Here is a 24,109-nt window from a genome sequence, read left to right as displayed (position 1 = left end):
TGGGCATCACCGGCATGTGGATCGCGGTGATGGCGGATACCGGCGCCACCGTGCTGGTGACCCTGAACGCCATGCGGCTGCTGGGCTATCGCTTCTCGCCAGGCAATAATGCCACGACTGGCTCGGCAAGCCCGCGCTACCAGGAAGCCACGTCATGAGGACAGAGCGGATACCGACAGTGCCACGCCGCTGGTACTGGTTGGCATTGGCCGTTATGGTCGGCCTGGCCGACCAGGCCATCAAGGGGCTGGTGCAGGCGCTGATGCCGTATGGCCAGACCATCCCGCTAGCCCCGTTCTTCAATTGGGGCCACTGGTGGAACACGGGAGCGGCCTTCAGCTTCCTCGCCGATGCAGGCGGCTGGCAGCGCTATCTCTTCTTGGGCCTGACGGGGATGGTGACTATTGTCCTGACGATCCTGCTGTGCAGGCCTAGACCTCGTCTGGAGGCGCTGGGGTACAGCTTGATGCTGGGTGGCGCGCTGGGCAATGGCATCGACCGCCTGGTACGAGGGTATGTCGTAGACTACCTGGACTTCTACTGGCATGAGTGGCACTGGCCCGCCTTCAACCTGGCGGATATCGCCCTGTTCCTGGGTGTCATCGCCTTTGCGATTGCGGCCTTACGTGAGCGTCCCTCCACCAGAGTGTCTGAGTAACGGCATGGATGCAGAGAACCTGCCAGTCCGGTACATGACGCTTGCCGGCCGGATCTCTCCGGCCCTCGGTTGTTTGCTGGCCCTGACCGCCGGGGGACTGACCACTCTCAGCGCCGCGCCCTTTGCGCTGTGGTGGCTGGGCCCGGTGGCGGTGGCACTGGTCTATTCCGGCATCCATGTCCTGACACCTGCTCAGGCCGGTCTCCGTGGCTGGTGCTATGGTGTGGGCCTGTTCGGCTCCGGTGCCTCTTGGGTCTTCGTCGCGATCCACGACTACGGCTATACGGGGGCGCCCCTGGCGCTCTTCCTCACCGGCCTGTTCGTGGCCAGCCTGGCGCTGTTCTTCGCCGTCCCCTTCTGGCTCTATCGCCGCGTCACGGGCCCACGCCTGGCCTTCCTCAGCTTCGCCGGCATCTGGGTACTCAGCGAGTGGCTGCGCACCTGGCTGTTTACCGGGTTTCCCTGGCTGCTGCTGGGCACGTCCCAGGTAGACTCGCCGCTGGCGGCCTGGGCCCCGGTGGGCGGCGTCTATCTGCTGTCGCTGATCACCGCCCTGACCGGCACCCTGGGCGTGGAACTGCTGAGACGACGCTGGTGGGCCGCGGCGCCCATCGCTGTTCTCTGGCTAGCCCCGATGGCCTTGCCGACCCAGTGGACCTTCCCGGCCGGCGAGCCGCTGCGGGTTGCCCTGCTGCAGGGCAACCTGGATCAGGCGATCAAGTGGACTCCCGAGGGGCAGCGCGAGGCGGCCAGTATCTATACGGCGTTGACCCTTGCACAGTCCAACGACCTCGACCTGGTTGTCTGGCCCGAGGCGGCCCTGCCGATGCTCGAGGAGGAGGCCCGGCCAATACTGGAGCGGGTGCAGTCCAACCTCGCCCCCGACACCGCCCTGCTCACCGGCATCCTGCAGCGCGACGGCGGCGACTACTACAACGGCGTGATCGGCCTGGGTAACGCCGAGGGAAAGTACCGTAAGGCGCGCCTGGTGCCCTTCGGCGAGTACTTGCCGCTGGAGAGCCTGCTCGCCGGCACCATCGCCTTCTTCGACCTGCCCATGCCCACCATGACGCCTGGCACCGACGATCAGGAACCGCTGCGCGCCGCCGGAACCACCATCGGTAACGCCATCTGCTACGAGATCATCTATGCCGACCGGGTGGCCGAGCAGGCGCGCGACGCCGAGCTGCTGCTGACGGTCTCCAACGACACCTGGTTCGGACGCTCCATCGGCCCCCTGCAGCATCTGCAGATGGCCCGCCTGCGCGCCCTGGAGAACGGCCGCTATCTGATCCGCGCCACCAGCAACGGGGTGACCGCCATCGTCGATACTCAGGGCCGTGTCACGGCCCGCGCACCACAGTTCCTGGCGACGAGCCTCCGCGGCGAGGCGCTGCCCATGGTGGGGAACACACCGTTCACACGTACCGGTAGCTGGCCGACCTGGGTGTTGGCCGCCTTACTGGTGCTGCTTGGATGGAAACTCAACACACGTCGGTCTGGATGATAATAGTCCAGTCGAAAAGGGAGAGAATAATGGCTTTATCGGAACCTCACTCTGGTACAGCGAGGAAAGGTCCATGGTGGCAGCTCCGAGCACGCTCAGTGGTGGGGGTGCTGGTCGGTTGGCTGGCACTCATTAGCGTTGCTCAGGCCGAAGAGGAGAACGAGTGGCCCCGCGGCCACTATCCGCTGCCTGAGGAAGGCAATGTGATCGGCGACACCTACCGCATAACGGTGGATGATCGAGGAGATACCCTGCTCGATATCGCCAGGCGACACAACCTGGGGTACAGGGAGATCGTGCGCGCCAATCCGGATGTGAGTCTCTGGATTCCCGGCGAGGGTACCGAGGTGACCATACCCGGGCGCTTCATCCTGCCCGATGCTGAGCGCACCGGGATCGTCATCAACATCGCCGAGCTGCGCCTCTACTACTATCCGGAGGTTGACGATGGTGAAACGCCACGCGTTGAGACCTATCCCATCGGCATCGGTCGTGAAGGCTTCGGTACCCCCCTCGGTGTCACCGAAACTACCATGAATATCGAGAACCCTGCCTGGTACCCACCCGAGTCAGTCCAGCGTGAAGCCAGGGCACGCGGTGAGAAGGCGCCCAGCGTGGTGCCTCCGGGTCCAGACAATCCACTGGGGGATCATGCCATTATCCTGGGGTTCGACGGCTACTTGATTCATGGCACCAACCAGCCGGATGGTATCGGCATGCGTGCCAGCCGTGGCTGTATTCGCATGTTCCCTGGGGATATCGAGTCGATTTTCGACCGCGTGCCACCGAACACCCAGGTTCAAATCGTCAACCAGCCCATCAAGATCGGCTGGGAGGAAGAGCAGCCGCTGGTTCAGGCATTCCCGCCGCTGGAAGAAGAAGGGCACAGCATGTCCGCGTTGGAAGACACCGTCACACGCCTCAACCAACGCGGTGTCGAGGGCTTGAGCTTCGATGATGGACAGCTTCGCGGCCTATTGGATGACCCCAGCGGTCGCATGGTGTCCCTGAACCCCAAGCCGGCGCCGGAACCGGATAGAAAGCACGACACTGGCTACAAGGGTATCTACGCAGAAATCGCGCTGCGTAGGCCATGACGACGACATGGCGAGTCTTGTCAGTCTCGTGAGCTGACTCGGTCGTGGCTTATCCAAGGTCTATCGCCCTCTGCATGGCCACTGGCGGTGCGTTGGGGCTCGGCCTTCCTCGCCTACCAGGCACCGAGGTGCGGGCTCTGGCTTTGCCTGCGTTTATAGGCCCACCTTGCCGCATGGTGCGGCGGGCTCCTAAGCTCACCATTGGCGTGCCGATTCTGGGGAGGGAAGGGCTATCGAGCTCGACGTCGCTCTGGGCTACCTGCTGCCGTGGGAGTTCTCACTGACCTGGTCGGCGAGCTGCCTGCTGGCCATCGTGCTCTACCTGCGAGGCCTGCGGCAGCGCCGACGGCGCGGCGAGGCCACCGGCGCGGGCCGAATCCTGGCCTACCTGCTGGGTGTCGCCACCATCTATGGCGTCACCCAGACTCATTACGACTACCTCGCCCAGTACATGTTCTTTACCCATCGGGCCCAGCACCTGGTGCTGCATCACGCCGGCCCCTTCCTGATCGCCCTGGCCGCCCCCTTGCCGGTACTGGCAGACGGCTTGCCGACTCGAATCAGACCCTTCCCCGGGTGGAGCCTGGCCGCGCGCCTGCTGCGTCCTGTTTATCGGACTCTGCAGCATCCACTGATCGCCCCCCTACTGTTCGTCGGGCTGATCTATTTCTGGCTGATTCCCGAGATCCACTTCGACGCCATGCTCAGCGCTGATCTCTATCAGGTGATGAACTGGAGCATGGCGCTGGATGGGTTGCTGTTCTGGTGGCTGATCCTGGATCGCCGCTCGCCGCAACAAGGCGGTCTCGGCTATGGCAAGCGTGTCGCCATCCTGTTGGCGGTGATCCCCCCGCAAATTCTCCTGGGCGCCTATATCACCTTCAGTCGCGACGTGATCTTCGATGTCTACGAGGTCTGCGGTCGCGCCTGGCCGCTGGATCCTCTGACTGACCAACTCCTCGGCGGCCTGCTGACCTGGATTCCCGCCTCGATGATGAGTGCCATTGGGGTTCTGATCATTCTCAGCTTTCTGTTCCGTGACGCCCGCAAGGAGGATGCCGCTGATGTCTCTCACGCCACACGCTAGTCTGCCGCGCCTGGCGAAACGCTGGTGCTGGGCCTTCCTGCTGCTGATCGCGACGCCCGGCACGGTGGCTGCTACCGAACTGGAGGTCAACGAGGCGCGTCTTCGGCTTCTGCCCGGGGACCTGCCCGCGGCAGGCTATTTCACCCTCACGAATACCAGTGAGAAGGGCGTCACCCTGACAGGAGCGGATAGCCCCGCTTTCGGCAATGTCACCATGCATCGCACTGTCAATCAGGATGGCATCACCAGTATGCAACCCGTCGCCCAATTAGAACTGGCAGCGGGGGAGCAGATCGAGTTCGCACCGGGGGGCTATCATCTCATGCTCATGAAACGGACTCGCCCCCTCGTTGTTAGTGACGACATCGAGGTGAACCTTCATTTCGCCGGCGAGCAGCGACAGCGTGTCACCTTCCGCGCCGTGGCGCCGACAGCACAGTAGGGGGAGCAGGATGCACCGATGGATCATGGCACTATTCGTGACCCTATGGCTTGCGGGCTGCAGCGAGCCGCCTTGGCAGACCAAGGATATCTCGGGGCTCATGCCTCCCCTGGCGTTCGAGCTTGTCGACGAGAACGGCAAAGACGTCAACGCCGATCAGTTCCTCGGCAAGAGCACACTGCTGTTCTTCGGCTTCACTCACTGCCCCGATGTCTGTCCCACCACCCTCGCGCGCCTCGACGCCGCCACCCAACGCATGGATGAGGCGGCGCGCGACGACATTCAGGTGCTCTTCGTCTCGGTCGACCCTCGTCGCGATGACGCCGAGGCGCTGCGAGAGTACACGGATGCCTTCGGCCCCCAGTTCATCGGCCTCACGGGGGATAAAGCAGCCCTCGATGAACTGACACGCCGCTATCGGGTGACCTACGGGTATGGCGAAGAGGACAGCGAAGGCAACTATGATGTGTCGCACTCCAGCGCTGTTTTCGCCTTCAATGATCAGGGAGAGGCGCGCCTGCTGATCCGCGACAGCGATCCTATGGAGGCCGTGGTTGCCGACCTCGAAAGGCTTGCCAGCGGTGCCTGAGTAGTCACCGTCCATCGCCCCTATCTTCCGTCGAGGATCGGGATGGGGATTACCTAGGAGTACGGTGCAAGGTTCGTCGTTGCGCCTTGAGGCAGCTGAACACCACGTTCGATCACCTTTCACTCCTGGAAATTGGGTCAGAGAGCTGCAAGGGCTATGTGTGAGAGAGCTCCGGGATCAATTTACCCATCCATCTCAGGTACACCACCATGCCGAAGAGTTCAACCAGCGACTGGAAGACGATAACCACCACGGCGGCCTGCCAGGCCTCGGGCAGCGTCAAGGCGATGGGCAGCACCACGAAGGAGTTGCGGGTGCCGAAGCTGAACGTCAAGGTTCTGGCCGAGCGCGTGGGCAGCTGAAACAGTCTACCGAGGGTCTTGCCCAGGAAAGCGGCGAAGATCAAGTAGACGACGAAGATCAACAGCACCTGCAGTAGCACCCCGCTGAGGCCGGCCACGGTCGTCACCTGCGATGCCGCGATGACGAAGACCACCAGCGCAAGCAGTGGCACGGGCAGCATGCCCAAGCCATGAACCCACCGTCTGGCATTGAGGTGACGCTCGGCCAAACGCTCGGTCACCCAGGCCAGGGCCAAGGGGGTGATAATCAATCCCGCAAACGCGCCGAGCAGGTGGCTGCTGAGTACGGTCTGAAACCATTCCACGCCCAGGAAGAGCCAGAGATAGACGGGCAAGGCCAGCAACTGCACGAGCAATAGCACTGGCGTGGCGGCAATGGCCCGGCCGGCATCGCCCTTGCCGAGGTGGGTAAAGCTGATACACCAGTCGGTACAGGGAACGAGCAACACCAGCAGCACGCCGGCCTGCACGACGGGTGGCAGGGGGATGAAGGTCATCATCCCGCCCAAAACGAGGGGAATCACAACGAAGTTGCCAAGCAGCAGGGCCGCCAGGAAGCGCCAATCCTTGAGGCCCTGGCCGATCCGCGTCAGGGGCACCTGGGTGAAGGTGGCGTAGAGCAGCCCGCCGAGCAGTGGCCAGAGAATGGCTTCCAGCCAGGATGTCGTGTCCGGCTGGCTCAGCCCGACGGCTAGGCCAGCCAGGATGAATATCAGATAGATCCAGGATTGCTGCCGTTCCATCCAATCGCGCATGGGATAAAGATCCTTCTCAGTATTCCAGTAACAAGCCTTCAGCCTTCCAGGCCCTTTTTCCACCCACATAGTGGTAGACCTCGGTGTAGCCGAGGCGGGCCAGGCGTTTGGCGGCACGGCCGGCCCGCTTGCAATCCTCGCTAGCGCAGTACACGACGATGGTCGCTTGCCTGTCGGGTAGCCGGCGGGGCGCTTCGTCCAGGATGTCGTCGGAGACGATGTTGATGGCCCCCGGCAGGTGCCCCTTGGCGAAGGTCTCGGTCGGCAGGGTATCCACCAGGGTGAAATCCCGGTGTCGCCGCTGCCAGTCACGTAGGGTGGCGGTATCGATCGTTGTCATGGTGAAGCTCCGGTCTCAGGCGTGAGACGGCTTGACAAGGTAGCGGTCCAATCCCCAAAGCAGTAGGCCAAACAGCAGGTGCGGCACGGCGGACGCTATGATCAGCTTGGGACTGATCGCCAGACCCGCGATACCCCAGCCCACCACGGGAAAGAACACCACCAGGATCACCGCCCAAAGCACGGCGGCCAGGCCCAGCGCAGTCAGCAAGGTCTTGCGCGGGAAATAACGCACGAACACCACCGACCAGAAAGTCACGTAGGCCGTATGGAAAAGCAGGCCGACTGGCAACGGCAGAGACCGCCCCAGCAGAGTCTCGGCGAAGGCCAGGGAGGGCGGCTTTGGAAAAGGCGATACCCCGGCTTTCAGCAATGCCACCATCACGATGGCGGTCAGCGCCGACACCGCGATGCCGATGCCGATAGACCTGAGCCAAGAAGGTTTGGCGCGAGTGGTTTGGATCATCTTGCGCTCCTCTTGATGACGTTGATGAGTGATCTTTGAGAAACCGGCGGCACTTTACCGGCTGCCGGAGGTGGGGCAGCGGGGGCCACAGCTGGCGTCTGACTCACGACAGCAAGCGCCGACCAGGTGGTCCGTCATTGCCAGCAAGGCGTCGAACTCCGCGCGGTAATAGACGAACTGGCCCTCGCGGCGCGACGCAACCAGGCCTGCGACCGCGAGTTTCTGCAAGTGGAAGGTCAGTGCATTCGGCGCCGTACCCAGCCGCTCGGCGAGCTTGCCTGCCGCCAGGCCGGCAGGCCCTGCCGCCGCTAGCTGACGAATGGCCGCCAGGCGGACGGGGTGAGCAAGAGCTGCTAGCTTGGCTGCCACGAGATCATCATCATATTGGTTCATAATTCAACTTTAGATGAAACAATGATTTCATGCAATATTGAAATTATTACCCCGCACAGCAGGACAATTGCGTCACATCCTTGGTGAAGGTCTGCGCACAGAGCTTGAGGCCTTCCACCATGGTCAGGTAAGGGAACAGTTCGTCACCGATGTCCTGCACCGTCATGCGGGCGCGTAGCGCTATCACCGCCGTCTGGATCAATTCACCGGCTTCTCCTGCCACGGCCTGCACGCCGAGCAACCGCCCCGTTTCGCGTTCGGCCACTATCTTGATGAATCCTTCGGTGTCGAAATTGACCAGCGCACGCGGCACGTTCTCCAGGTCAAGCACGCGGGACTCCACGCTGAAACCTTGCTCGAGTGCCTCGGCCTCCGTCAGGCCGACGGTGCCCACCTGGGGGTCGGTAAACATCACGCCCGGCATGGCACTAAGGTCCAGCCTGGCATCGCCTCCCGTCATGTTGACGGCGGCCCGACTGCCCCCGGCGGCGGCGACATAGACGAATTCCGGCTGGTTGGTGCAGTCACCGGCGGCATAGAGGCTTGGTACCGTGGTTTGCAAGTGCTCATCCACCAGTATCGCCCCGCGCACGGTTTCCACGCCGATGCTCGCCAGGTTCAGAGCCTCGGTATTGGGTGTCCGTCCGGTGGCCACCAGCAGTTGGTCCGCATGAAGGGTCCCGGCGTTGGTGTCCAGCACGAACTCGCCATTGGTGTAGTCCACGCGGTTGGCCTGGGTCTGGTTGAGCACCTCGATGCCCTCGCGGTAGAAGACTGCCTCCACGGCCTCACCCACCGCCGGGTCTTCCTGGGAGAGCAGGCGGCTGCGGGCCAGCACCGTGACCCGGCTGCCCAGCCGAGCGAAGGCCTGGACCAGCTCCAGGGCGACAAACCCCGCGCCGATCACGATCAGCCGCTCGGGGATGCTGTCGAGTGCCAGCGCGCTGGTGGAGGTCAGGTACGGCGTCTCGGCCAGCCCCGGCAACGGCGGTTCTGCTGGTCGAGCGCCGCTGCCGATAAAGGCGCGATCGAAGCGAACGGTCTGCTCGCCGCCCGCAGTCAGCTTGACCTTCAGGGTATGGGCATCGACGAACCGGGCCTCACCGCTGAGCACCGTGATGGCCGGGTGGTCGCGGAGTATGCCTTCATACTTGGCATCGCGCAGTTCCTCAACCCGTGACTGCTGTTGTTGAAGCAGCCTGGCCCGATCTACCACCGGCGCCCAGGCGCTGATACCGCCGTCGAAGGGGCTCTCCCGGCGCAGATGGGCGACATGCGCGGCGCGGATCAGGATCTTCGAGGGCACGCAGCCGACGTTCACGCAGGTGCCACCGAGGGTGCCACGTTCGATCAGGGTGATGCGGGCGCCGCGCTCGGCCGCCTTCAGCGCGGCTGCCATGGCCGCGCCGCCGCTGCCGATCACGACGATGTGCAGGTTCATGTCATCACTCATGAGGGGAATTCCTTGAATCTTTAGAGGTGTTGTCACCACAGGCGTCGTATTGCTTCTTGCGCCATAGCGCATAGAGGGTCAGGCCGAGGAAGAAGGCCAGGGCAGGAAGCAGTACCACGTCCAGGTAGCCGGTCAGTGCCGCCAGGCCAACGGTGCCAAGCAGGATCACCAGGATGGGCGTGAAGCAGCACAGCGCCACCAGGACGGTGCCAATCACGCTTGCGCGCAGCAGGGTCTTGGGGTTCTTCATGGTCACTCCCGATCCGCTTCCGAGGGTGCCGGGGTTGAGGGGTAGCCGGCGTTGGTGGTGGCGTCGGTCAATGCTTCGACGGACGTTCGTGAATCGTCGAAGGTGACCACCGCCTCACGATCCGGGTAGCTCACATCGACTTGCGAGACGCCGTCTACCTTGTTGAGGGCGGCCTTGACGGTGAGAGGGCAGGCGGCACAGGTCATGCCCGGCACCGACAACGTCACGGTCTGCGGGGCGGCCCAAGCTGACGTGGCGAGCGTCGCGGAAAGCGCAATACAGGCAGCGAGTCGTTTCATGGCGTTCTCCTCTTAATAGAACAGGGGCAGGAGATAAGGAAACAGCAGCGCGATCAGCACCAAGGCAGCGACGATCCAGAAGATGGCTTTATACGTCGTGCGAACCTGTGGCATCGCGCAGGTTTCGCCTGGCTTACAAGCGGTGGCAGGCCGGTAGATTCGGCGCCAGGCGAAAAACAATGCCACCAGTGCCACTCCCACGAAGAGCGGGCGATAGGGTTCCAGGGCCGTCAGGTTGCCGATCCAAGCGCCCGAGAAGCCCAGCGCGACCAGCATGAGCGGCCCGAGACAGCAGGTTGAGGCCAGGATCGCAGCGAGGCCGCCGGCTGCCAGGGCACCACGACCGTTCTTGGATTCCGTCATGAGGTTGTCCTTCTGAATTCTTGGCCGATACGCTAACGTTACTTCCGTAGTCAACTACGGAGTCAAGCTCGATGAATGAGGCACCGGAAAATCTGACCATCGGCACCTTTGCCCAAGCGGCCGGGGTCAATGTGGAGACGATCCGCTTCTATCAGCACAGGGGGTTGTTGCCGACGCCGGAGCGCCCTCCTGGCGGCATCCGGCGCTATGGCAGCGCCGACGTGGCGCGCGTGAAATTCGTGAAAGCGGCGCAGCGGCTGGGATTCAGCCTGGACGAGATTGGGCAGCTACTGACTCTGGAGGATGGTGCTCATTGCAGCGAGGCGGCGGAACTGGCGTCACAGCGGCTTGACGACGTGCGCGCCCGGCTGGCTGATCTGACCCGCGTCGAGGTCGCCTTAGCCCGGCTGGTCGATGAATGCCATGTGCATCAAGGGAAGGTGTCGTGCCCGTTGATCGCTGCCCTGCATGACTGGTAGGTCATGCAGGGGCTTGTCGATGTGGTGCTGCCAGCTTCTGACATTCCGTGCAGCCATCTTTTGAAACTCACAGTCTTGAAGAACTCCGACATGCGATGCAGCGAAGACCTTGACAGCTGTTGGCGGCCAGCAGGGCGTCCATGATGGAGTTGATACGTCTGTTGGGTGAAAATTTCATGCTTGGCCTCGCTGGTTAGTGGGCTGTGGATAGAGATGGCGACGTTATTGCGCCATGCCGCCTTGTGCGGCGTTTTATGTCGCTACCTAATGATTTCCGTATCTCACGGCATAAAAGCGGCCCTGGGCCGCTGTGCGCCATTTCGTGGGACAGAGGGTGGTGATCGAGACGATAAGTCGCCTCTACTGTCTCGGCCTTGTAGTCGCCTAGCTTGAGAAGCCTGAGGTATCACCGCTAACGAGGGGGATCGGGAAGAGCGGGTGCCAGAGGTCCGTGTGATAGGCTTTGCGAGATATTCGATGGCGAAAAGGCACGAGGTAGGGAATGACGGATCATAGTCAGGATAACCACGAGTCTCATCCAGTGGGACACGAGGGAGCCAGTACCAAGCACCGGCGGCAGAGGTTTGGCCTGAGTGAGCATTGGCGTGAGCAAGCTAGGAAGGTGGCTTCTGATGAGCTTGATGATGCCGCAGAGACTTCACCTATGCCCGATACAGGACCCTCTTTTTCGTTTCCCAATGCATCACACGATGATGAGCCACCGGTCACTGTGAAGTCGCTCTTTCACGACCCCGAAACTCAGAGCGTACTCAATGCACCTTGGCCCTACAGCCCATCGGAACCTGTGTTAAGCAATGAGCCTGCTGCTGCTCGTTTTGCCTTTCCTGGTACAAACCAAGCGCCCAAGCAATCTCGCCGCGATAAGCAAGTAGAAGATGTTATTTCCATGCTCCAGGGGCAGTTTTTTCTCACTCATAATGAGACGAGAAGCCCTCTGCTGACCAATAAGGCGACGGGCGAAACCTTGCCGTATATGGATCCAGTGATCCTTGATCGTGTGAAGGGAGCGTATTGGCGAGCATCCTCTGGCAGTCATCAGGATGTCTCCTACGGTGTTATTAAGTCTGCTATCAACAACTTCGTTGATGGTGCTACCCCTCAATCTGTGTTGCCGGTTTACGGCCGTGCGGGCGTCGAATTTAACACCGGGCGACGCGCGCTGGTACTTGGAGAAAGCTGCTTGGTTTTCTCGCCGGGTTTATCGAGCTATGAGGTTTTGGCTGGGATTCCCCATGTCATGCCTCGCGAAAGCTGGGCGGTTGACTTGCCCGATAATGTTGGGAATATTCGCCCTCAATCGATATCTATATTGTTCGATGTCACTTTGCTACCGAAAGATAGTGACCTGCTGATAATCGCCTGGATGGTCATGGCTTGGCGCTCAGATAGCTCGCCCGTATTGCTCGAGTTGTTAGGTGAGGCGAATTCTGAGTTGATTGACTCACAGAAGATGCTAAAGACCATCATAGATCCGGCTAGCACCCTTCTCGAAAGCGAGTTTCCCAATACGATAAAACAGCTTGATATTCGGGCGCAGTGCCATTACCTGTTGAGTTTTCATCAAGTGGATACGCTGTCAAAAAATCAGCAGAGAGGCCTGCTTTCGATCATGCAGGGAAAAACAGTGGAGTGGAGAACCAAAGCGAAGCGTTCTGGGGTTGATCTCACCGTTCGTTGCGTGTGCTTACTGAATAGCAGTGAGAGCATAGTGACCTATGCGCCGCTATCCGATGCTACCTTGAGCATTGAGCTGGATGATGCAGGAGGGGGCAACCCTCAAAATGCTGTGAAGGATCGCAGCATGGCGGAGAGAACCATCATTCATGGCCTCCTCCAAGTATTTGGCCATGTTAACCAGTTCTGGAGCCATGTTGAAAATGATCGTCAATTCGACCGCTATGGCGGTTTGCGAGACCTATGCCGGATAGGTGTGCTGGTGGCTGATGCTTTGGGTCGGGATACTGCCGAATTCTGGCAACAACTCGATGCCAACCAGCAAAGTCGTCGCGATTATGAGCTGGAGGAGAATCCTGTCGCGATGGCCGTGAAACGTCTCATTGATGCGTCGGAGGATGGACGGATAGAGGCCACGGTCAAGGATTGGCTTGTGCTGCTCGATGGGTATCGCCCTGAGCCTGATCCTTCAGGTGCCTGGCCTGTCACGTCCCGAGGGTTGGCGGCCAAGTTCAAGCAGAGCAGGAGTTTGCTTGCGACGTTCGGGATTCAGCTTGTCCCTCTTGAGAAACGTGGCCCCTATGGGCGCTGGCGTGCCTCATGCGATGCCTCTCGCCAGCAGTAGCGATGGGCTACTTAGAGCGTGAAAGCTGGTATTGGGTTAGACATTGTGACTTTTAAAACTTAAAAAACATGAATATGGGCATCCAGAGGTGCGCATGCTGGCTTATATTCCATCGCAATGTCTCAATCTCCATCGCTATGGTTGGTTTCTACCCACTGTCTGAGCAGAGCATGGCCGACCCCCGAGGGCAGACGTCGACCCTGCTCCCACTCCTGCAGGGTCCGCACGCTGACCCCTAGCTCAGCCGCCAGCGCTGTCTGGCTCATGCCACGAATCCGGCGCAGGGCCATGACGTCACGTAGCAGTCGACGGGTGGGTTCCTTGCGTTCCATCCGGGCGAGACGACGATCACCCCAGGGATCGTGGGATGACGATCCTGCTTGGCTGTCACGCGTGTTGTGAGGGATCGAGAGGGAAGGAAACATCGAAGTCGGAAACATCATCAGGCACCTTGTTGGAAGAGTCAGAACGGGTCCGCCCAAGACGGACCCATACCATGTCACTCAGTGATCAAAGACGACTGCTTTGGAAAGCGGCTGCCGTCGAAGACGTGAGCCCTCTGGCCGAATGGCTTGCTGTAGGCCTTGCACAGATAGCTGGCCATGTACATCGCCTCATTCATGGCTATTCGGTCATGCCGATGCAGGACGCAGGACCAGGGCTCTTTGGTGACTGGGTCTTTGCAGACATGGATCAGCTGACGGAAACGTGGGTCATCATGATCGAAGCCCATTGCCTTCAACCAGGAGCGCATCATGCGGTGGTAGAGGTTGTTTCGCGAGTAGGCCCCGTCTCCATCTGGCGAGAAAGATCCAAGGCAATCGTAGGCATTCTTGTTGAGAAGGATCATCAGGTGGTAGTGCGGTTTGTCGCTGTTGACCTGTTCACGTGCCCATAGGTAATGCAGCTGGGTGGGGAACTTGGTCTTCCGCCGCTTTAGCTCGTAGCGAAAATTGTAGAAGAACCGTGCCAGCACGCAGTTGTTCTCATGCATGAGCAGGCGCGGCATCTTACCTGGAAAGCGAAGGTCTACACGAAAGGCGAAGGTGGTGGTGTTGATTCGTGTCACAGTATCAAGTGTTTGGTAGGAGCGTTCGAGATAGTCCAGAATTAAAGGGCCACCTTTTTCCTGCTGCACCTCAAATCCACGATAGGTATCTTCATAGTACAGGCGCAGCTTGTCGTTGAGCGGATGACGAAGGGGTTGATGTTGAGACATGAGGAGATACCTCGCTGTGGGAATGGTGAAAGATTCCGCAGCGATGGTCTTGTCGGTCGACAGGGAGATGATAGGGAATTGTAGGCGTTGACATGGACATGATGCTGACGATCATCTGAGCTTCACGTCAGGCGTTTTCCAGATGTCTGTCAGGTCAATCCTAGAAGGTTATGTTGGATGATGATTCTATAGGGAGTGGTCTGTGTGGGACCACTCCTTGGATGATCTTCCATGATCCTGGATGGGCTTTCACAAGTGAGCCCATCATGGCCAAGTAACCCATCCTTGTAGACCCTGTTATGTGCCTAGTGAATCTCCCTATAATACTTACCCGTCAGTGACGCATGTCAAAATCCCAGGGAAACCCTATCCCTGGATATGCCAATCGCCCCAGTTTCCTGGCGAATGAGGTGTCACTCACTTTTCCGGGAAATTCCGTTTTCGATCCGTACAAGACACCGCGACGCGATGACGTCACGGTTTCGCTGCACCTCATCTCACAGCGATGTAAAACATTACGTCGTCCCGACTCGTCATCCTGGAATCCATCGGGCGGATGTTCTGAAACATGTTCAGGAAGCCGGCGGAGGCCGCAAACCCCGACTTTTTTCCGTAGCTGACGTATACCCCGATGATCCAGCGGGTGTGTCGCCCAGGATTCTGCCCGTTGTCGATTCAACCGAATCTTAAACCTGTACTACCTCCTTGAAGCCCCAAACGGACGGCTTCGTTCTCATGTCTTTCCCGATGGAGGAGGTAGTGTCATGTCCATGTCTTGTCCCAGCTGTAGCGCGTCGCGGGTGGTGTCGCGCCATCATGGGCGAAAGGTAGGAGGCTCCACGGGGGCGGTGGCCGGTACCGCTAGTGGAGCAGCCGGTGCCTGGAGTGGCGCCGAGGCCGGTGCCCTGGTGGGCGCAGTCGGTGGTCCGGTAGGGATCGCCGTCGGCAGCATCGCCGGAGCAGTCTTTGGTGGACTGATCGGCGGCACCGCGGGTGGCGTCGCCGGGGCTCGTCTGGGTAGCGAGCTGGACAACCAGATGCTCGACAATCTCGAGTGCCGCGCTTGCGGCCATACCTTTCGCCCCCACATCGACTGATCCCTCATTACAAGCTCTCGCGCCTCCATCACTGCTTTGGTGGTGGCCCCTCGAATCTCTTTCTCAACATGCTCACGGTTGGCCCGCTTTCTTTGGAGAGCGGGCCGTTATGCCGTGTTCGTCTCTCAAGGAGCTATAGCTATGGCACATCAAATCGAACACATGGCTTACGTCGGTGACACCCCCTGGCATGGGCTGGGACAGCAACTGTCTCGTCATCAACCACTAGAGGTCTGGCGGCAGCAAGCTGGCATGGACTGGCACATTGATGAATCCCCGGTGCGCTTCATTGCCGATGGCGCGGGCCACCTGGGAAGCATCCACTCTTTCCCGGAGCAGAAGGTGCTCTACCGCTCCGATACCAAGGATCCGCTGTCGGTCGTCTCCCAACGCTACAAGGTGGTGCAGCCGGAAGAGGTGCTGGAGTTCTACCGTGATCTGACCGAATACGCGGGTTATGAGCTCGAGACCGCCGGGGTGCTCAAGGGCGGTCGCAAGTTCTGGGCACTGGCCCGCAGCGGCCTGGGTACCGCCCTGAAGGGGCAGGACCAGGTCAACGATTACCTGCTGTTGGCGACGTCCTGCGATGGCTCTCTGGCCACCGTCGCTATGCCGACCTCGGTGCGGGTGGTCTGCAACAACACTCTGTCCATCGCCGTGGACGGTATGTCGCAGGGGGTGAAAGTGCCGCACAGTACCGAGTTTCGTCCGCAGTTGGTCAAGCAGCAATTGGGGATCTCTGTCCCACAGTGGGACGACTTCATGTATCGCCTGAAGACCCTGGCCGAGCGCAAGGTCAGCCAGGAGGAAGCGAGAACCTACTTCCAGTCGGTGATCTGCAACGCCGAGGCGCCGCTGGAAGACCCCTCCAAGCTACCCAACGTTCGCGCCCTCAATCGTGTCCAGAAGCTCTACCAGGGCGAGGGGCGGGGCTCTCAGCTGTGTACGGCGCAAGGCACCGCCTGGGGCCTGCTCAACGCGGTCACCGAGTACGTGGACCACGAGAAGCGCGCTCGCAGCAACGACTACCGCATGGACTCCGCCTGGTTCGGCCAGGGCGCCGGCCTCAAGGACAAAGCGTTAGAGTCCGCCCTTGCGCTGGTGGCCTGAACGGGGTCCTAAGCTCTCCCTACCTCGCCTTTTCCCTACCACGGCATAGCGCCCGGCCCCTCAAAGGCCGGGCGTTTTTGTTTTTGGAGGTACCGATGCAACCGCTCATGACATTCGAGATCTGCCATGCCCTGACCCAGCTGACGCGCCAGTTGCTGGAGGCTCGCGAGCAATCGACCGAGACCCACGTGCTGGCCAAGGGGCAGGTCTATCGCGTGGCCGTGTCCCTGGAGCCGGTCCCGACCGAGGAGCTCCCTGAAGTCATCCAACGCTATCGATAACGGAGGCCATCATGGCAACCCACATTCATCCCAAGACCGCCGAGCAGGCACCGATCGCTCAAACCACCCAGGACAGCACCGCGATTATCCAGGTGATCGAGCGGGCCGCCCTCAATCCCGAGGTCGACATCGACAAGATGGAGCGCCTGCTGCAAATGCAGGAGCGGGTGCTCGACCGGCAGGCGCTGATGGCCTATAGCGCCGCCATGGCGGCCATGCAGACTGAGCTGCCGAGCATCGCCGAACGCGGCAAGACTAACAACGGCCACTACGCCACCCTCGAGGACATCGTCGATACCGTGCGGCCGATCATGAAGAAGCACGGCTTCGCGGTGAGCTTCCGTATTCAGACCCAGGAACGCGGCATTCAGGTGACCGGCGTGCTGATGCACCAGGACGGTCATCGTGAAGAAACCAGCATGCTGTTGCCGGCCGATACCAGCGGCAGCAAGAACGCCGTGCAGGCCTTCGGCTCCTCCACCAGCTACGGCAAGCGCTACATACTTTGCGCCCTGCTTAACATCACTACCCGCGGCCAGGACGACAACGGTCACGCCGCCGCCCCGGTCAAGCTGGTCACCCCCTTCCAGGCCGGACAGATCCGGCAGCTGATCGCCGCCTGTCCCCCGGCGACTCAGGAATGGTTCGTCGGCAAGTACGCCGAGGCCGAGCAGGTACCGCGCAGCGACTTCGACAAGCTGCGTGCCTCCCTGCAGAAGCGGGCGCAGCCCAACCATCAACATCACTGACCGGCCGGCGAGGGGCCTCCCCTCTCTGGCCTATGCCGTGTCATCGAGAAGGAGATCGTCATGCAGATCCTGACACTGGAACAGGGCACGCCCGAGTGGCATGCCGCCCGTCTCGGCATCGTCACCATGTCCGAGCTGAAGACTCTGCTGGTCAAGGGCAAGGGGCCGGGAGGCTTCGGTACCGGTGCGATGAGCTACATGCATCAGCTGATCGGCGAGCGCATCACCGGCGAGCCCTCCGATGCCTTCCAGGGCAACGCTCACACCCAGCGCGGTCATGAGCTGGAACCCGTGGCCCGGGAGCTCTATCACGAGGCCGCCGGCCTGCCCCAACTGGAGCAGGTCGGCATCATCCTCAACCACGGGGTGGGCTACTCGCCCGACTGCCTGGTCGACAGCAATGGCCTGGTCGAAATCAAGACCAAGCTGCCCAAGTACCAGATCGAGCTATTGCTGGCCGACGAGCTGCCCCAGGAGCACGTCGCTCAGTGCCAAGGCGGGCTGTGGGTCAGCGAGCGGGAGTGGATCGACTTCGTCAGCTACTGGCCGGGCATGCCGCTGTTCGTGAAGCGTGCCTACCGGGACGAGACGATGATCCGCACCATTGCCAAGCGGGTTGAGGCCTTCTACGAGGAGCTTGATCGTCGCATGGCCATGGTCATGGCGGCCTGATGCCTGATGAAAACCTGGTGGATTTACACACCTAGTGGTTGGCAGTGAGGAGGTAGTGTCCTTCGCTGAGAGGGGATGCCGTTGAAAAAATAACATGATAATGCCGACACAGCTTCCTGCTTAGGAAGCTGTGTCGGCTGGTGGAGCGGTATTTTTTTAGTCGGCGGGAATGTTGCGGCTAGGTGGAATGACGAGCGTGTTTTTTTACCCTGTTTATGCAAGGTCTCTTTCGGCTATTTTTTCTAGGATCCAGTCCTGAATTTCTTCCTCTACCCAGGCGACATTTCTTTCTCCCAAGGATACTGGTTTTGGGAATCTTTCTTCGGAAATGTATTTGTAAATGGTGGAGCGTGCAAGACCTGTAAGGCTGGTGACATCTTTAAGCTTGATTAGTCTCATGGCGCTTTCTCCAAAATTGGCTCATGAGATGTTGTTGGTGTGTAGAAATTTACGTTGTGAGTTAGGGAAGATTTATTGCAGGGCCAAGAAGGTTTGCGACCTTGATAATCGCTTCTTTTCGCTCGTCGAAGTAGTCGTAACGGTCGTAGATGCCTTCGACGCCCTTGAGCTTGTGATTCAAGCAACGCTCCGCGACATGCCCCGGTACACCAACCGCAGCGAGTAAGCTGCGGCAGGTGCGGCGCAGATCATGCACAGTAAACTCGGTGATATCGCCCATCCGGTTCTCTGGTTGCGGCTTCTTGCCAGGCTCCTTGCCAAATAGCTTGGCAATGGCACGATTCAGCGTGTCTTTGCCCATGTGGGCCCGCTTACTGCTGCGGCGATTAGGAAAGACATAGTCCGAGCCGCAGGCACGGATCTTGAGCTCTTCCAGCCAGCCGATGGTTTGCGGTGGGAGGGGAATGACGATCCCGGCGCCTGTCTTGCTGCGCTCACCGCTCAGGTTCCACCGGCCGTTCTTCAGGTCAAATTCTGACCACTGGGCTTCGGTAAGTTCGGTCTTACGTACCCCCAGGACGAGCAGTAGCGCGCAGGCGAGGTAGTTGTCGCGGCTGAAGCTGTCGCTATTGTCTCTGAAGGCTTGGAAAACGTTGCGAATCTCATCGAGGCTCAAAACCCTATCGCGGCTTTTCTCAATACCGCCTGCGTCGTTGACGTTGAAGGCTGATGCTGGGTTGTAGGTTAAAATTCCCAGTTTTATGGCGTGGTTGAACATCTGTTTAAGATACATCAGTGTGTCATTAGCTATTGTCGGCCTACCACTATTTGTTACTCGTCTAATTATTTCACGGATATCAATTGGGGTGACAGCATCCAGCGATCTACCCCCGATGAGGGGCGCCACTTCTTTTTTGTATATCCGCTTTGGAATAGCTGGGTGCTTGAGTCTTCTCTCTAGCTCCGGGTACCAGTCAGCAAACAGGTCCTCCACTGTCCTGATCAAGGCCTGGCTATCGCGTTTGCGTTCCTCGATGGGGTCAAGGCCTTCGCGTATAGACTTCTGGTTTTCAACCGCTTTCGTCCGAGCCTCGGCGAGAGAGAGGTGGGCATGTTTGCCCAGCGTCATCTCACGCCGCTTGCCAAACAGCGTGTATCGCAACATCCAGTAAGGAGTTCCTTTCCTCGGTATCATCAGGTACAGACCGTTGCCGTCGCTGTAGCGCCCTGCTTTACCCTCCTTGACAAGCGACTGGCTCTTCTTGGCGGTAAGGCTTCCCATTATTTCCTCTCGTCCCCCGTTGAAAATAAAACAAACGACCGTTTGATAGCTGCTCGGGCTAGGCTTGGGCTAGATAGGCGGCTCAATGTCATATGAGCTCGTCACTGGCGCCCAGTGGACCGTTTTGCAACGGCATTTAGAGTGCCAGCGGGCACCTCCCCCACTTTCGCCCGGTCATGCACTCGGATCGACATGGTTGGGGAGTATCTGTAAGGGTATGTGTCGGAGGGAGGAGAGGCAATGCTTTTTCCCCCCGGATTACTCCCCGATATGATCTGGATTTCCGGAGGGGTTGGTGGACCTTGGTGGACTTCTTATGTCTTTGTTTCTTTGAAAAACAATAGTTTAATGGTTTTTGATGGCCTTTGGTGGATGCTACTCGATATTCTGGATCTGCTCTCTCATCTGCTCAATCAGTACCTTGAGTTCCACGGCGCTGCGCGTCGTCTCGGCGACCACCGACTTGGACGACAGGGTGTTGGCCTCGCGATTGAGCTCCTGCATCAAGAAGTCCAGGCGCCGGCCTACAGGCCCCTTTTCTGTCAACTGTCGCTCGACTTCGCCGACGTGAGTCGTCAGGCGGTCGAGCTCTTCATCGACGTCGGCCTTCTGTGCCATCAAGGTCAGCTCGGCCTCCAGGCGCTGCGGGTCGAGCTCGGCACGCACCGTCTCCAGGCGCTCGAGTAGCTGGCTGCGTTGGCGCTTGAGGATCTCGGGTAGCTGCAGCTGCACCTTACTTACCTGTTCGCGGACGCCGGTCAAACGGCTTCGGATCAGTGCGGCAAGCTCGGCACCCTCACGCGCACGGGCGTCTAGCAGGGCGTCCAGGGCTTCATTGAAAAGCGCTTGGGCGCTCGCCGTCACGACCTCGAGATCCGGGCCGGCCGCTTCGAGCACACCGGGATGGTCGAGCAGCGTGAGGGCGTCCGGCATGGCGGCCTCGGGCAGTGTGCGGCGCACCTCGTGCAAGGCATCGCTCAGTCCTGCCAAGCGTTCGGCATTGACGCTCAGGGTCTCTTCTCTCGACGGCGTGAAACGTAGGGTGCATTCCACCTTGCCGCGGTTCAGTCGCTGACGCAGGGCATCGCGGTAGCCGGGCTCTAGGCTACGCAGGGGCTCGGGCAGGCGAAAATGTAGGTCGAGATAGCGCTGATTGACCGAGCGCAACTCGAGCTCGAGGCTGCCCCAGTCAGCCTCCCGGCTGGCCCGCGCGAAGGCGGTCATGCTGTGCACCATGTCGACTCCTGGCGATGTTCCGGTGGAAGAACCGGAGGGAAAAGATGGCGGCGACAGTGTAACCGATTCCCTTGGATGAGCGTGTAGAATGGTGTCACATGCCGGCCCTCGCCGGCCTTTGTTTTTGAATTCCCGCAACGAGAGATCTCATGTCCACCACACCCCAGCGCCCCAGCGGTCGCCAGCCCGACCAGTCCCGCGACATTCGCCTGACTCGCGACTACACCCGTCATGCCGAAGGCTCGGTGCTCGTCGAGTTCGGCGATACCAAGGTGCTGTGCAACGCAAGCGTCGAGGCCGGCGTGCCGCGCTGGCTGCGCGGCAAGAACCAGGGCTGGGTGACCGCCGAATACGGCATGCTGCCGAGGGCCACGCACTCCCGCAGCGGTCGTGAGGCAACCCGCGGCAAGCAGGGCGGTCGGACGCTGGAGATTCAGCGCCTGATCGGCCGTTCACTGCGCGCGGCGGTAGATCTCAAGCAGCTCGGTGAGTTCACCATCACCGTCGACTGCGATGTGATTCAGGCCGACGGCGGCACCCGTACCGCTTCGATTACCGGCGGCTGCGTGGCGCTGGTCGATGCCATCCGCTACCTGCAGCGTGAGAAGAAACTCAAGAAAGACCCACTCAAGCAATTGGTCAGCTCGGTGTCGGTGGGGCTCTACAAGGGCACGCCGGTGGTCGATCTCGACTACCCGGAAGACAGTCGCGCCGATACGGACATGAACGTGGTGATGACAGAGCAGGGGGGGCTGATCGAGGTGCAGGGCACCGCAGAGGCAGGCGCCTTCTCCCGCGCCGAGCTCAACGCCATGCTCGATCTGGCAGAAGGGTCTGGAGCGAAGCTGTTCGACCATCAACGCCAGGCCCTGGGCTTTCGCCAGTAACGCGACGTCGATCAAGGCGTGCTCATAACGCATGACGCCGGCACTGGGCCGGCGTCATGTGGGGGACGAGCACTTGCAAAAGCACTGGCGACGGGCGTGCAACGGGAAAGAGCGCTTAGACCTCCAGGTCGTACTCGACGATCAGCGGCGCAAACTCCGAGAAGGTCGCGTCGTAATCGATCCAGGCATTCACCACGTGGCGGCGCAGGTTGGGCCCCACCATCTGGTAGTCGACTCGCCAGCCTTCCTGGCGAGTCCGTGGTTGATGCTGGTCAAGCGCTGGCCACCAGGTGTACTCACCGGTGTCGCGATTGATCTCGCGGAAGGTGTCGATGAAGCCGATCGGTCCGAACACCTGATCCATCCAGGCCCGCTCCTCTGGCTTGAAGCCCGGCGTGGTCTGGTTATCGGCCCAGTTGGCCAGATCGATGGTCTTGTGTGCCACGTGCCAGGTGCCGCAGATGATGTACTCGCGGCGCTTACGCGCCATCTTGCCGAGATAATCCTGGTACTGGGTCATGAAGTCCTGCTTGGCGGCCGGGTCGCTGCCGTCCGGCATCAGGAAGCTGGCGATGCTGAAGCGGTCGTAGTCCGCCTGCAGGAAGCGTCCTTCATTGTCGCACTGGGCAAAGCCCAGCCCGTACATGATGGCCTTGGGAATCTTGCGGCAATAAAGCCCCACACCGGAAAAACCCTCTTCCTCGGCGTCGAGGAAATAGCCCTCGTAACCTTCTGGATAAAGAATGCTGTCATCCAGCTCGAAGCTCTTGGCTTTCAGGTTCTGGACGCAGACGACATCGGCATCCTGACCGGCCAGCCAGTCGAGGAAACCTCGCTCGACCGCTTCGCGTATACCGTTGACATTGATGCTGGCGATTTTCATTACGTGGTCCCTTTTCCGTCGCGCGTGTATGATACCCGACGTTTCGACGTTTGGGTAAATGGCCTTGCGGCCAGAGCAGTCAGGAGATTTGAGGATGGCAGCGAGCGGCACGGTAACCATGCAGGACTATCAACGCGAGTTTATCGAATTCGCCATCGATCAGGGAGTGCTCAAGTTCGGCGAATTTACCCTCAAGTCCGGCCGCGTCAGCCCTTACTTCTTCAATGCGGGTCTCTTCAAGAGCGGCTCTGCATTGGCCCGTTTGGGGCGTTTCTACGCTCAGGCGATCGCCGACAGCGGTCTTGACATCGATGTGCTGTTCGGCCCCGCCTATAAGGGTATCCCGCTTGCGGCAAGCACTGCCGTGGCGCTTGCCGATCATCACCAGCGCGATCTGCCGTTTTCCTTCAATCGCAAGGAAGCCAAGGCGCATGGCGAGGGCGGCAATATCGTCGGCGCCCCGCTCGAAGGCCAGGTGCTGATCATCGACGATGTGATCACCGCCGGTACCGCGATCCGTGAGGTGATGACCCTGATAGACGACGCAGGCGCCCAGGCGGCTGGCGTGGTCATCGCATTGGATCGCCAGGAGTGCGGCAGCACGGAGGGCGCTGAACGGCGCAGCGCTATCCAGGAAGTCGAGGCTCGCTATGGCATGCCGGTGGTCAGCATCGTTACCCTGGATCTAGTGCTGGCTTACCTGGAAGAGTACGCCTCTGACGCCATGCAGGGCCATGCCCAGGCCATCCGCGACTATCGCGCTCGCTACGGTGTGAGCACAGGCAATGCCATCTCTGAATGACGCCTTGCCTTCGTTGCACGAGCTGTACATACGATTTGAATAACGGGAATTTGCCATGAAACTGACATCCCTGCTCTTAAGCACCGCTGCACTGCTGACGGCTACCCTGACCTGCCAGGCCGGTAGCCTTGATCTCAACCTGAGCGATGAGGCCGTGCAGTTCGACGCCTCCGGCGAACTCGCCCCGGGTATCGCCGTGGGTGGCGGTATTCTGGACAGCGATGACCGTGGAGACACCACCCAAGGCCATCTTCAGGTACTGGGTGTGGATCGCAATAATCGCTATGACATGGGCGTCGGCGCCCGCTGGACCCAGCTCGACACCGATTTTGGTGATGGTGGCGGCCTGGGTCTTGGGGGCTACGGCTATGTCTATGTGCCGAGCCTGCCTGCCATGTCAGTGGGCGGCTATGCCTTCTACACCCCGGATGTGGTCACTGCCGGCGATCTTGAAGACAGCGCCGAGTATGGCGTCCGCGCACGTTATGCCTTCGCGCCGAATGTCGACGGCTATGTCGGCTATCGCCGCCTGCGCGGCGACTTCGACGGTACCGGTGGTGCCCGCACCCTCGACAGCGGTGCCAATGTCGGTGTTCAGCTGAACTTCTAAAACGGCCCCGAACCGGTTGCGTT

At 60.3% G+C, this 24,109-nt stretch carries 30 protein-coding genes; 16 read left to right on the top strand and 14 right to left on the bottom strand.

Features of this window, described 5'->3' with window-relative positions:
- Positions 1-154: 154 nt before the first annotated feature.
- From lspA to ETC27_RS14690, 6 genes are all read left to right on the top strand, one after another.
- Positions 155-658 carry a signal peptidase II gene (gene lspA / locus ETC27_RS14715; protein WP_035414197.1) on the top strand — a complete coding sequence of 168 codons (504 nt, stop codon included), beginning with the start codon at positions 155-157 and terminating at the stop codon, positions 656-658.
- Between the two features lie 4 nt (positions 659-662).
- Entirely contained in the window at positions 663-2,165 is a 1,503-nt protein-coding gene (gene lnt, locus ETC27_RS14710; protein WP_233337311.1) for an apolipoprotein N-acyltransferase, read from the top strand.
- A gap of 29 nt (positions 2,166-2,194) precedes the next feature.
- Positions 2,195-3,262 carry a L,D-transpeptidase family protein gene (locus ETC27_RS14705; protein ID WP_052046738.1) on the top strand — a complete coding sequence of 356 codons (1,068 nt, stop codon included), beginning with the start codon at positions 2,195-2,197 and terminating at the stop codon, positions 3,260-3,262.
- A 313-nt stretch (positions 3,263-3,575) separates the two neighbouring features.
- Entirely contained in the window at positions 3,576-4,349 is a 774-nt protein-coding gene (locus ETC27_RS14700; protein WP_224113374.1) for a cytochrome c oxidase assembly protein, read from the top strand.
- Positions 4,327-4,791 (top strand): copper chaperone PCu(A)C, encoded by a 465-nt coding sequence (locus tag ETC27_RS14695; RefSeq protein WP_136255746.1) that lies wholly within the window; start codon positions 4,327-4,329, stop codon positions 4,789-4,791. The genes ETC27_RS14700 and ETC27_RS14695 overlap by 23 nt, the downstream gene beginning before the upstream one ends.
- Positions 4,792-4,816: 25 nt before the next feature.
- The gene (locus ETC27_RS14690; RefSeq protein WP_240724932.1) at positions 4,817-5,380 is read left to right on the top strand and encodes an SCO family protein; all 564 of its coding nucleotides are present in this window, start codon (positions 4,817-4,819) and stop codon (positions 5,378-5,380) included.
- Positions 5,381-5,534: 154 nt separating this feature from the next.
- On the opposite strand, the gene ETC27_RS14685 is transcribed toward ETC27_RS14690, so the two are convergent.
- From ETC27_RS14685 to merT, 8 genes are read right to left on the bottom strand one after another with little or no spacing between them, the layout of a single operon-like run.
- Positions 5,535-6,497 (bottom strand): arsenic resistance protein, encoded by a 963-nt coding sequence (locus ETC27_RS14685; RefSeq protein ID WP_136255744.1) that lies wholly within the window; start codon positions 6,495-6,497, stop codon positions 5,535-5,537.
- A gap of 16 nt (positions 6,498-6,513) precedes the next feature.
- Entirely contained in the window at positions 6,514-6,837 is a 324-nt protein-coding gene (locus ETC27_RS14680; RefSeq protein ID WP_136255743.1) for a rhodanese-like domain-containing protein, read from the bottom strand.
- A 15-nt stretch (positions 6,838-6,852) separates the two neighbouring features.
- Positions 6,853-7,302, bottom strand: coding sequence for a hypothetical protein (locus tag ETC27_RS14675; protein WP_136255742.1), 450 nt, complete (start codon positions 7,300-7,302; stop codon positions 6,853-6,855).
- A gap of 54 nt (positions 7,303-7,356) precedes the next feature.
- On the bottom strand, positions 7,357-7,695 hold the full coding sequence (locus ETC27_RS14670; RefSeq protein WP_035414210.1) for an ArsR/SmtB family transcription factor: 339 nt from the start codon (positions 7,693-7,695) through the stop codon (positions 7,357-7,359).
- Between the two features lie 46 nt (positions 7,696-7,741).
- Positions 7,742-9,148 carry a mercury(II) reductase gene (gene merA / locus ETC27_RS14665; RefSeq protein ID WP_136255741.1) on the bottom strand — a complete coding sequence of 469 codons (1,407 nt, stop codon included), beginning with the start codon at positions 9,146-9,148 and terminating at the stop codon, positions 7,742-7,744.
- Entirely contained in the window at positions 9,141-9,398 is a 258-nt protein-coding gene (gene merF, locus ETC27_RS14660) for a mercury resistance system transport protein MerF (protein WP_035414213.1), read from the bottom strand. The genes merA and merF overlap by 8 nt, the downstream gene beginning before the upstream one ends.
- Positions 9,399-9,400: 2 nt before the next feature.
- On the bottom strand, positions 9,401-9,697 hold the full coding sequence (merP, locus tag ETC27_RS14655) for a mercury resistance system periplasmic binding protein MerP (RefSeq protein ID WP_035414214.1): 297 nt from the start codon (positions 9,695-9,697) through the stop codon (positions 9,401-9,403).
- 12 nt (positions 9,698-9,709) lie between these two features.
- Complete coding sequence (gene merT, locus ETC27_RS14650) at positions 9,710-10,060, bottom strand: mercuric ion transporter MerT (RefSeq protein WP_035414216.1); 351 nt, start codon at positions 10,058-10,060, stop codon at positions 9,710-9,712.
- A gap of 71 nt (positions 10,061-10,131) precedes the next feature.
- Between merT and merR the strand changes: the two genes are divergently transcribed.
- Complete coding sequence (gene merR / locus ETC27_RS14645; RefSeq protein ID WP_035414217.1) at positions 10,132-10,539, top strand: mercury resistance transcriptional regulator MerR; 408 nt, start codon at positions 10,132-10,134, stop codon at positions 10,537-10,539.
- Positions 10,540-11,203: 664 nt separating this feature from the next.
- Positions 11,204-12,859 carry an AICE-type RepA C-terminal domain-containing protein gene (locus ETC27_RS14640; RefSeq protein ID WP_136255740.1) on the top strand — a complete coding sequence of 552 codons (1,656 nt, stop codon included), beginning with the start codon at positions 11,204-11,206 and terminating at the stop codon, positions 12,857-12,859.
- Positions 12,860-12,981: 122 nt separating this feature from the next.
- Here ETC27_RS14640 and ETC27_RS14635 read toward each other — a convergent pair whose 3' ends face one another.
- On the bottom strand, positions 12,982-13,302 hold the full coding sequence (locus tag ETC27_RS14635; protein WP_240724931.1) for a helix-turn-helix domain-containing protein: 321 nt from the start codon (positions 13,300-13,302) through the stop codon (positions 12,982-12,984).
- A gap of 56 nt (positions 13,303-13,358) precedes the next feature.
- Positions 13,359-14,078: a YagK/YfjJ domain-containing protein gene (locus ETC27_RS14630; RefSeq protein WP_035414220.1), complete on the bottom strand. Its 720-nt coding sequence runs from the start codon at positions 14,076-14,078 to the stop codon at positions 13,359-13,361.
- 764 nt (positions 14,079-14,842) lie between these two features.
- Here ETC27_RS14630 and ETC27_RS17605 point away from each other — a divergent pair.
- From ETC27_RS17605 to ETC27_RS14605, 5 genes are all read left to right on the top strand, one after another.
- On the top strand, positions 14,843-15,175 hold the full coding sequence (locus ETC27_RS17605) for a hypothetical protein (protein WP_136255739.1): 333 nt from the start codon (positions 14,843-14,845) through the stop codon (positions 15,173-15,175).
- Between the two features lie 141 nt (positions 15,176-15,316).
- Positions 15,317-16,285: a DUF932 domain-containing protein gene (locus ETC27_RS14620; protein ID WP_136255738.1), complete on the top strand. Its 969-nt coding sequence runs from the start codon at positions 15,317-15,319 to the stop codon at positions 16,283-16,285.
- A gap of 95 nt (positions 16,286-16,380) precedes the next feature.
- A complete protein-coding gene (locus ETC27_RS14615) occupies positions 16,381-16,566 on the top strand; it encodes a hypothetical protein (protein WP_035414223.1) in 186 nt (61 codons plus the stop codon).
- Between the two features lie 11 nt (positions 16,567-16,577).
- Positions 16,578-17,315 (top strand): ERF family protein, encoded by a 738-nt coding sequence (locus tag ETC27_RS14610; RefSeq protein ID WP_035414224.1) that lies wholly within the window; start codon positions 16,578-16,580, stop codon positions 17,313-17,315.
- 60 nt (positions 17,316-17,375) lie between these two features.
- Positions 17,376-17,987 (top strand): lambda exonuclease family protein, encoded by a 612-nt coding sequence (locus ETC27_RS14605; protein WP_035414226.1) that lies wholly within the window; start codon positions 17,376-17,378, stop codon positions 17,985-17,987.
- A gap of 213 nt (positions 17,988-18,200) precedes the next feature.
- On the opposite strand, the gene ETC27_RS14600 is transcribed toward ETC27_RS14605, so the two are convergent.
- The 3 genes from ETC27_RS14600 to ETC27_RS14590 all read right to left on the bottom strand — a co-directional run bounded on the left by ETC27_RS14600 (position 18,201) and on the right by ETC27_RS14590 (position 20,904).
- Positions 18,201-18,386 (bottom strand): helix-turn-helix transcriptional regulator, encoded by a 186-nt coding sequence (locus ETC27_RS14600; protein WP_035414227.1) that lies wholly within the window; start codon positions 18,384-18,386, stop codon positions 18,201-18,203.
- A gap of 61 nt (positions 18,387-18,447) precedes the next feature.
- On the bottom strand, positions 18,448-19,668 hold the full coding sequence (locus tag ETC27_RS14595; RefSeq protein ID WP_035414229.1) for a tyrosine-type recombinase/integrase: 1,221 nt from the start codon (positions 19,666-19,668) through the stop codon (positions 18,448-18,450).
- A gap of 375 nt (positions 19,669-20,043) precedes the next feature.
- On the bottom strand, positions 20,044-20,904 hold the full coding sequence (locus ETC27_RS14590; RefSeq protein WP_136255737.1) for a YicC/YloC family endoribonuclease: 861 nt from the start codon (positions 20,902-20,904) through the stop codon (positions 20,044-20,046).
- Positions 20,905-21,053: 149 nt separating this feature from the next.
- On the opposite strand from ETC27_RS14590, the gene rph reads away from it, so the two are divergent.
- Positions 21,054-21,791, top strand: a complete 738-nt coding sequence (gene rph, locus ETC27_RS14585; protein ID WP_136255736.1) for a ribonuclease PH — start codon at positions 21,054-21,056, stop codon at positions 21,789-21,791.
- Positions 21,792-21,906: 115 nt separating this feature from the next.
- On the opposite strand, the gene ETC27_RS14580 is transcribed toward rph, so the two are convergent.
- A complete protein-coding gene (locus ETC27_RS14580; RefSeq protein ID WP_136255735.1) occupies positions 21,907-22,674 on the bottom strand; it encodes an exodeoxyribonuclease III in 768 nt (255 codons plus the stop codon).
- A gap of 94 nt (positions 22,675-22,768) precedes the next feature.
- Here ETC27_RS14580 and pyrE point away from each other — a divergent pair, with 94 nt between their 5' ends.
- The gene (gene pyrE / locus ETC27_RS14575; protein WP_240724930.1) at positions 22,769-23,476 is read left to right on the top strand and encodes an orotate phosphoribosyltransferase; all 708 of its coding nucleotides are present in this window, start codon (positions 22,769-22,771) and stop codon (positions 23,474-23,476) included.
- Positions 23,477-23,531: 55 nt separating this feature from the next.
- Complete coding sequence (locus ETC27_RS14570; RefSeq protein ID WP_136255734.1) at positions 23,532-24,086, top strand: YfaZ family outer membrane protein; 555 nt, start codon at positions 23,532-23,534, stop codon at positions 24,084-24,086.
- Positions 24,087-24,109: the final 23 nt, after the last annotated feature.

This window comes from Onishia niordana, assembly GCF_004798965.1.
Taxonomy (GTDB): Bacteria; Pseudomonadota; Gammaproteobacteria; order Pseudomonadales; family Halomonadaceae; genus Onishia; species Onishia niordana.
Note: the sequence above shows the minus strand (reverse complement) of the source record. Positions and strands in the feature narration are given on the sequence as shown.

What these genes read in the sequence shown, in the direction of transcription:
- ETC27_RS14580 (WP_136255735.1), bottom strand. Translation starts at nt 22,674, where the DNA reads ATGAAAATCGCCAGCATCAATGTCAACGGTATACGCGAAGCGGTCGAG.
- pyrE (WP_240724930.1), top strand. Translation starts at nt 22,769, where the DNA reads ATGGCAGCGAGCGGCACGGTAACCATGCAGGACTATCAACGCGAGTTT.
- rph (WP_136255736.1), top strand. Translation starts at nt 21,054, where the DNA reads ATGTCCACCACACCCCAGCGCCCCAGCGGTCGCCAGCCCGACCAGTCC.
- ETC27_RS17605 (WP_136255739.1), top strand. Translation starts at nt 14,843, where the DNA reads ATGTCCATGTCTTGTCCCAGCTGTAGCGCGTCGCGGGTGGTGTCGCGC.
- merR (WP_035414217.1), top strand. Translation starts at nt 10,132, where the DNA reads ATGAATGAGGCACCGGAAAATCTGACCATCGGCACCTTTGCCCAAGCG.
- ETC27_RS14620 (WP_136255738.1), top strand. Translation starts at nt 15,317, where the DNA reads ATGGCACATCAAATCGAACACATGGCTTACGTCGGTGACACCCCCTGG.
- ETC27_RS14675 (WP_136255742.1), bottom strand. Translation starts at nt 7,302, where the DNA reads ATGATCCAAACCACTCGCGCCAAACCTTCTTGGCTCAGGTCTATCGGC.
- ETC27_RS14615 (WP_035414223.1), top strand. Translation starts at nt 16,381, where the DNA reads ATGCAACCGCTCATGACATTCGAGATCTGCCATGCCCTGACCCAGCTG.
- ETC27_RS14600 (WP_035414227.1), bottom strand. Translation starts at nt 18,386, where the DNA reads ATGAGACTAATCAAGCTTAAAGATGTCACCAGCCTTACAGGTCTTGCA.
- ETC27_RS14670 (WP_035414210.1), bottom strand. Translation starts at nt 7,695, where the DNA reads ATGAACCAATATGATGATGATCTCGTGGCAGCCAAGCTAGCAGCTCTT.
- merF (WP_035414213.1), bottom strand. Translation starts at nt 9,398, where the DNA reads ATGAAGAACCCCAAGACCCTGCTGCGCGCAAGCGTGATTGGCACCGTC.
- lnt (WP_233337311.1), top strand. Translation starts at nt 663, where the DNA reads ATGGATGCAGAGAACCTGCCAGTCCGGTACATGACGCTTGCCGGCCGG.
- ETC27_RS14685 (WP_136255744.1), bottom strand. Translation starts at nt 6,497, where the DNA reads ATGCGCGATTGGATGGAACGGCAGCAATCCTGGATCTATCTGATATTC.
- ETC27_RS14695 (WP_136255746.1), top strand. Translation starts at nt 4,327, where the DNA reads ATGTCTCTCACGCCACACGCTAGTCTGCCGCGCCTGGCGAAACGCTGG.
- ETC27_RS14705 (WP_052046738.1), top strand. Translation starts at nt 2,195, where the DNA reads ATGGCTTTATCGGAACCTCACTCTGGTACAGCGAGGAAAGGTCCATGG.
- lspA (WP_035414197.1), top strand. Translation starts at nt 155, where the DNA reads ATGAGGACAGAGCGGATACCGACAGTGCCACGCCGCTGGTACTGGTTG.
- merT (WP_035414216.1), bottom strand. Translation starts at nt 10,060, where the DNA reads ATGACGGAATCCAAGAACGGTCGTGGTGCCCTGGCAGCCGGCGGCCTC.
- ETC27_RS14680 (WP_136255743.1), bottom strand. Translation starts at nt 6,837, where the DNA reads ATGACAACGATCGATACCGCCACCCTACGTGACTGGCAGCGGCGACAC.
- ETC27_RS14630 (WP_035414220.1), bottom strand. Translation starts at nt 14,078, where the DNA reads ATGTCTCAACATCAACCCCTTCGTCATCCGCTCAACGACAAGCTGCGC.
- ETC27_RS14590 (WP_136255737.1), bottom strand. Translation starts at nt 20,904, where the DNA reads ATGGTGCACAGCATGACCGCCTTCGCGCGGGCCAGCCGGGAGGCTGAC.
- merA (WP_136255741.1), bottom strand. Translation starts at nt 9,148, where the DNA reads ATGAGTGATGACATGAACCTGCACATCGTCGTGATCGGCAGCGGCGGC.
- ETC27_RS14570 (WP_136255734.1), top strand. Translation starts at nt 23,532, where the DNA reads ATGAAACTGACATCCCTGCTCTTAAGCACCGCTGCACTGCTGACGGCT.
- ETC27_RS14595 (WP_035414229.1), bottom strand. Translation starts at nt 19,668, where the DNA reads ATGGGAAGCCTTACCGCCAAGAAGAGCCAGTCGCTTGTCAAGGAGGGT.
- ETC27_RS14610 (WP_035414224.1), top strand. Translation starts at nt 16,578, where the DNA reads ATGGCAACCCACATTCATCCCAAGACCGCCGAGCAGGCACCGATCGCT.
- ETC27_RS14690 (WP_240724932.1), top strand. Translation starts at nt 4,817, where the DNA reads ATGGCACTATTCGTGACCCTATGGCTTGCGGGCTGCAGCGAGCCGCCT.
- ETC27_RS14640 (WP_136255740.1), top strand. Translation starts at nt 11,204, where the DNA reads ATGCCCGATACAGGACCCTCTTTTTCGTTTCCCAATGCATCACACGAT.
- ETC27_RS14605 (WP_035414226.1), top strand. Translation starts at nt 17,376, where the DNA reads ATGCAGATCCTGACACTGGAACAGGGCACGCCCGAGTGGCATGCCGCC.
- ETC27_RS14635 (WP_240724931.1), bottom strand. Translation starts at nt 13,302, where the DNA reads ATGATGTTTCCGACTTCGATGTTTCCTTCCCTCTCGATCCCTCACAAC.
- merP (WP_035414214.1), bottom strand. Translation starts at nt 9,697, where the DNA reads ATGAAACGACTCGCTGCCTGTATTGCGCTTTCCGCGACGCTCGCCACG.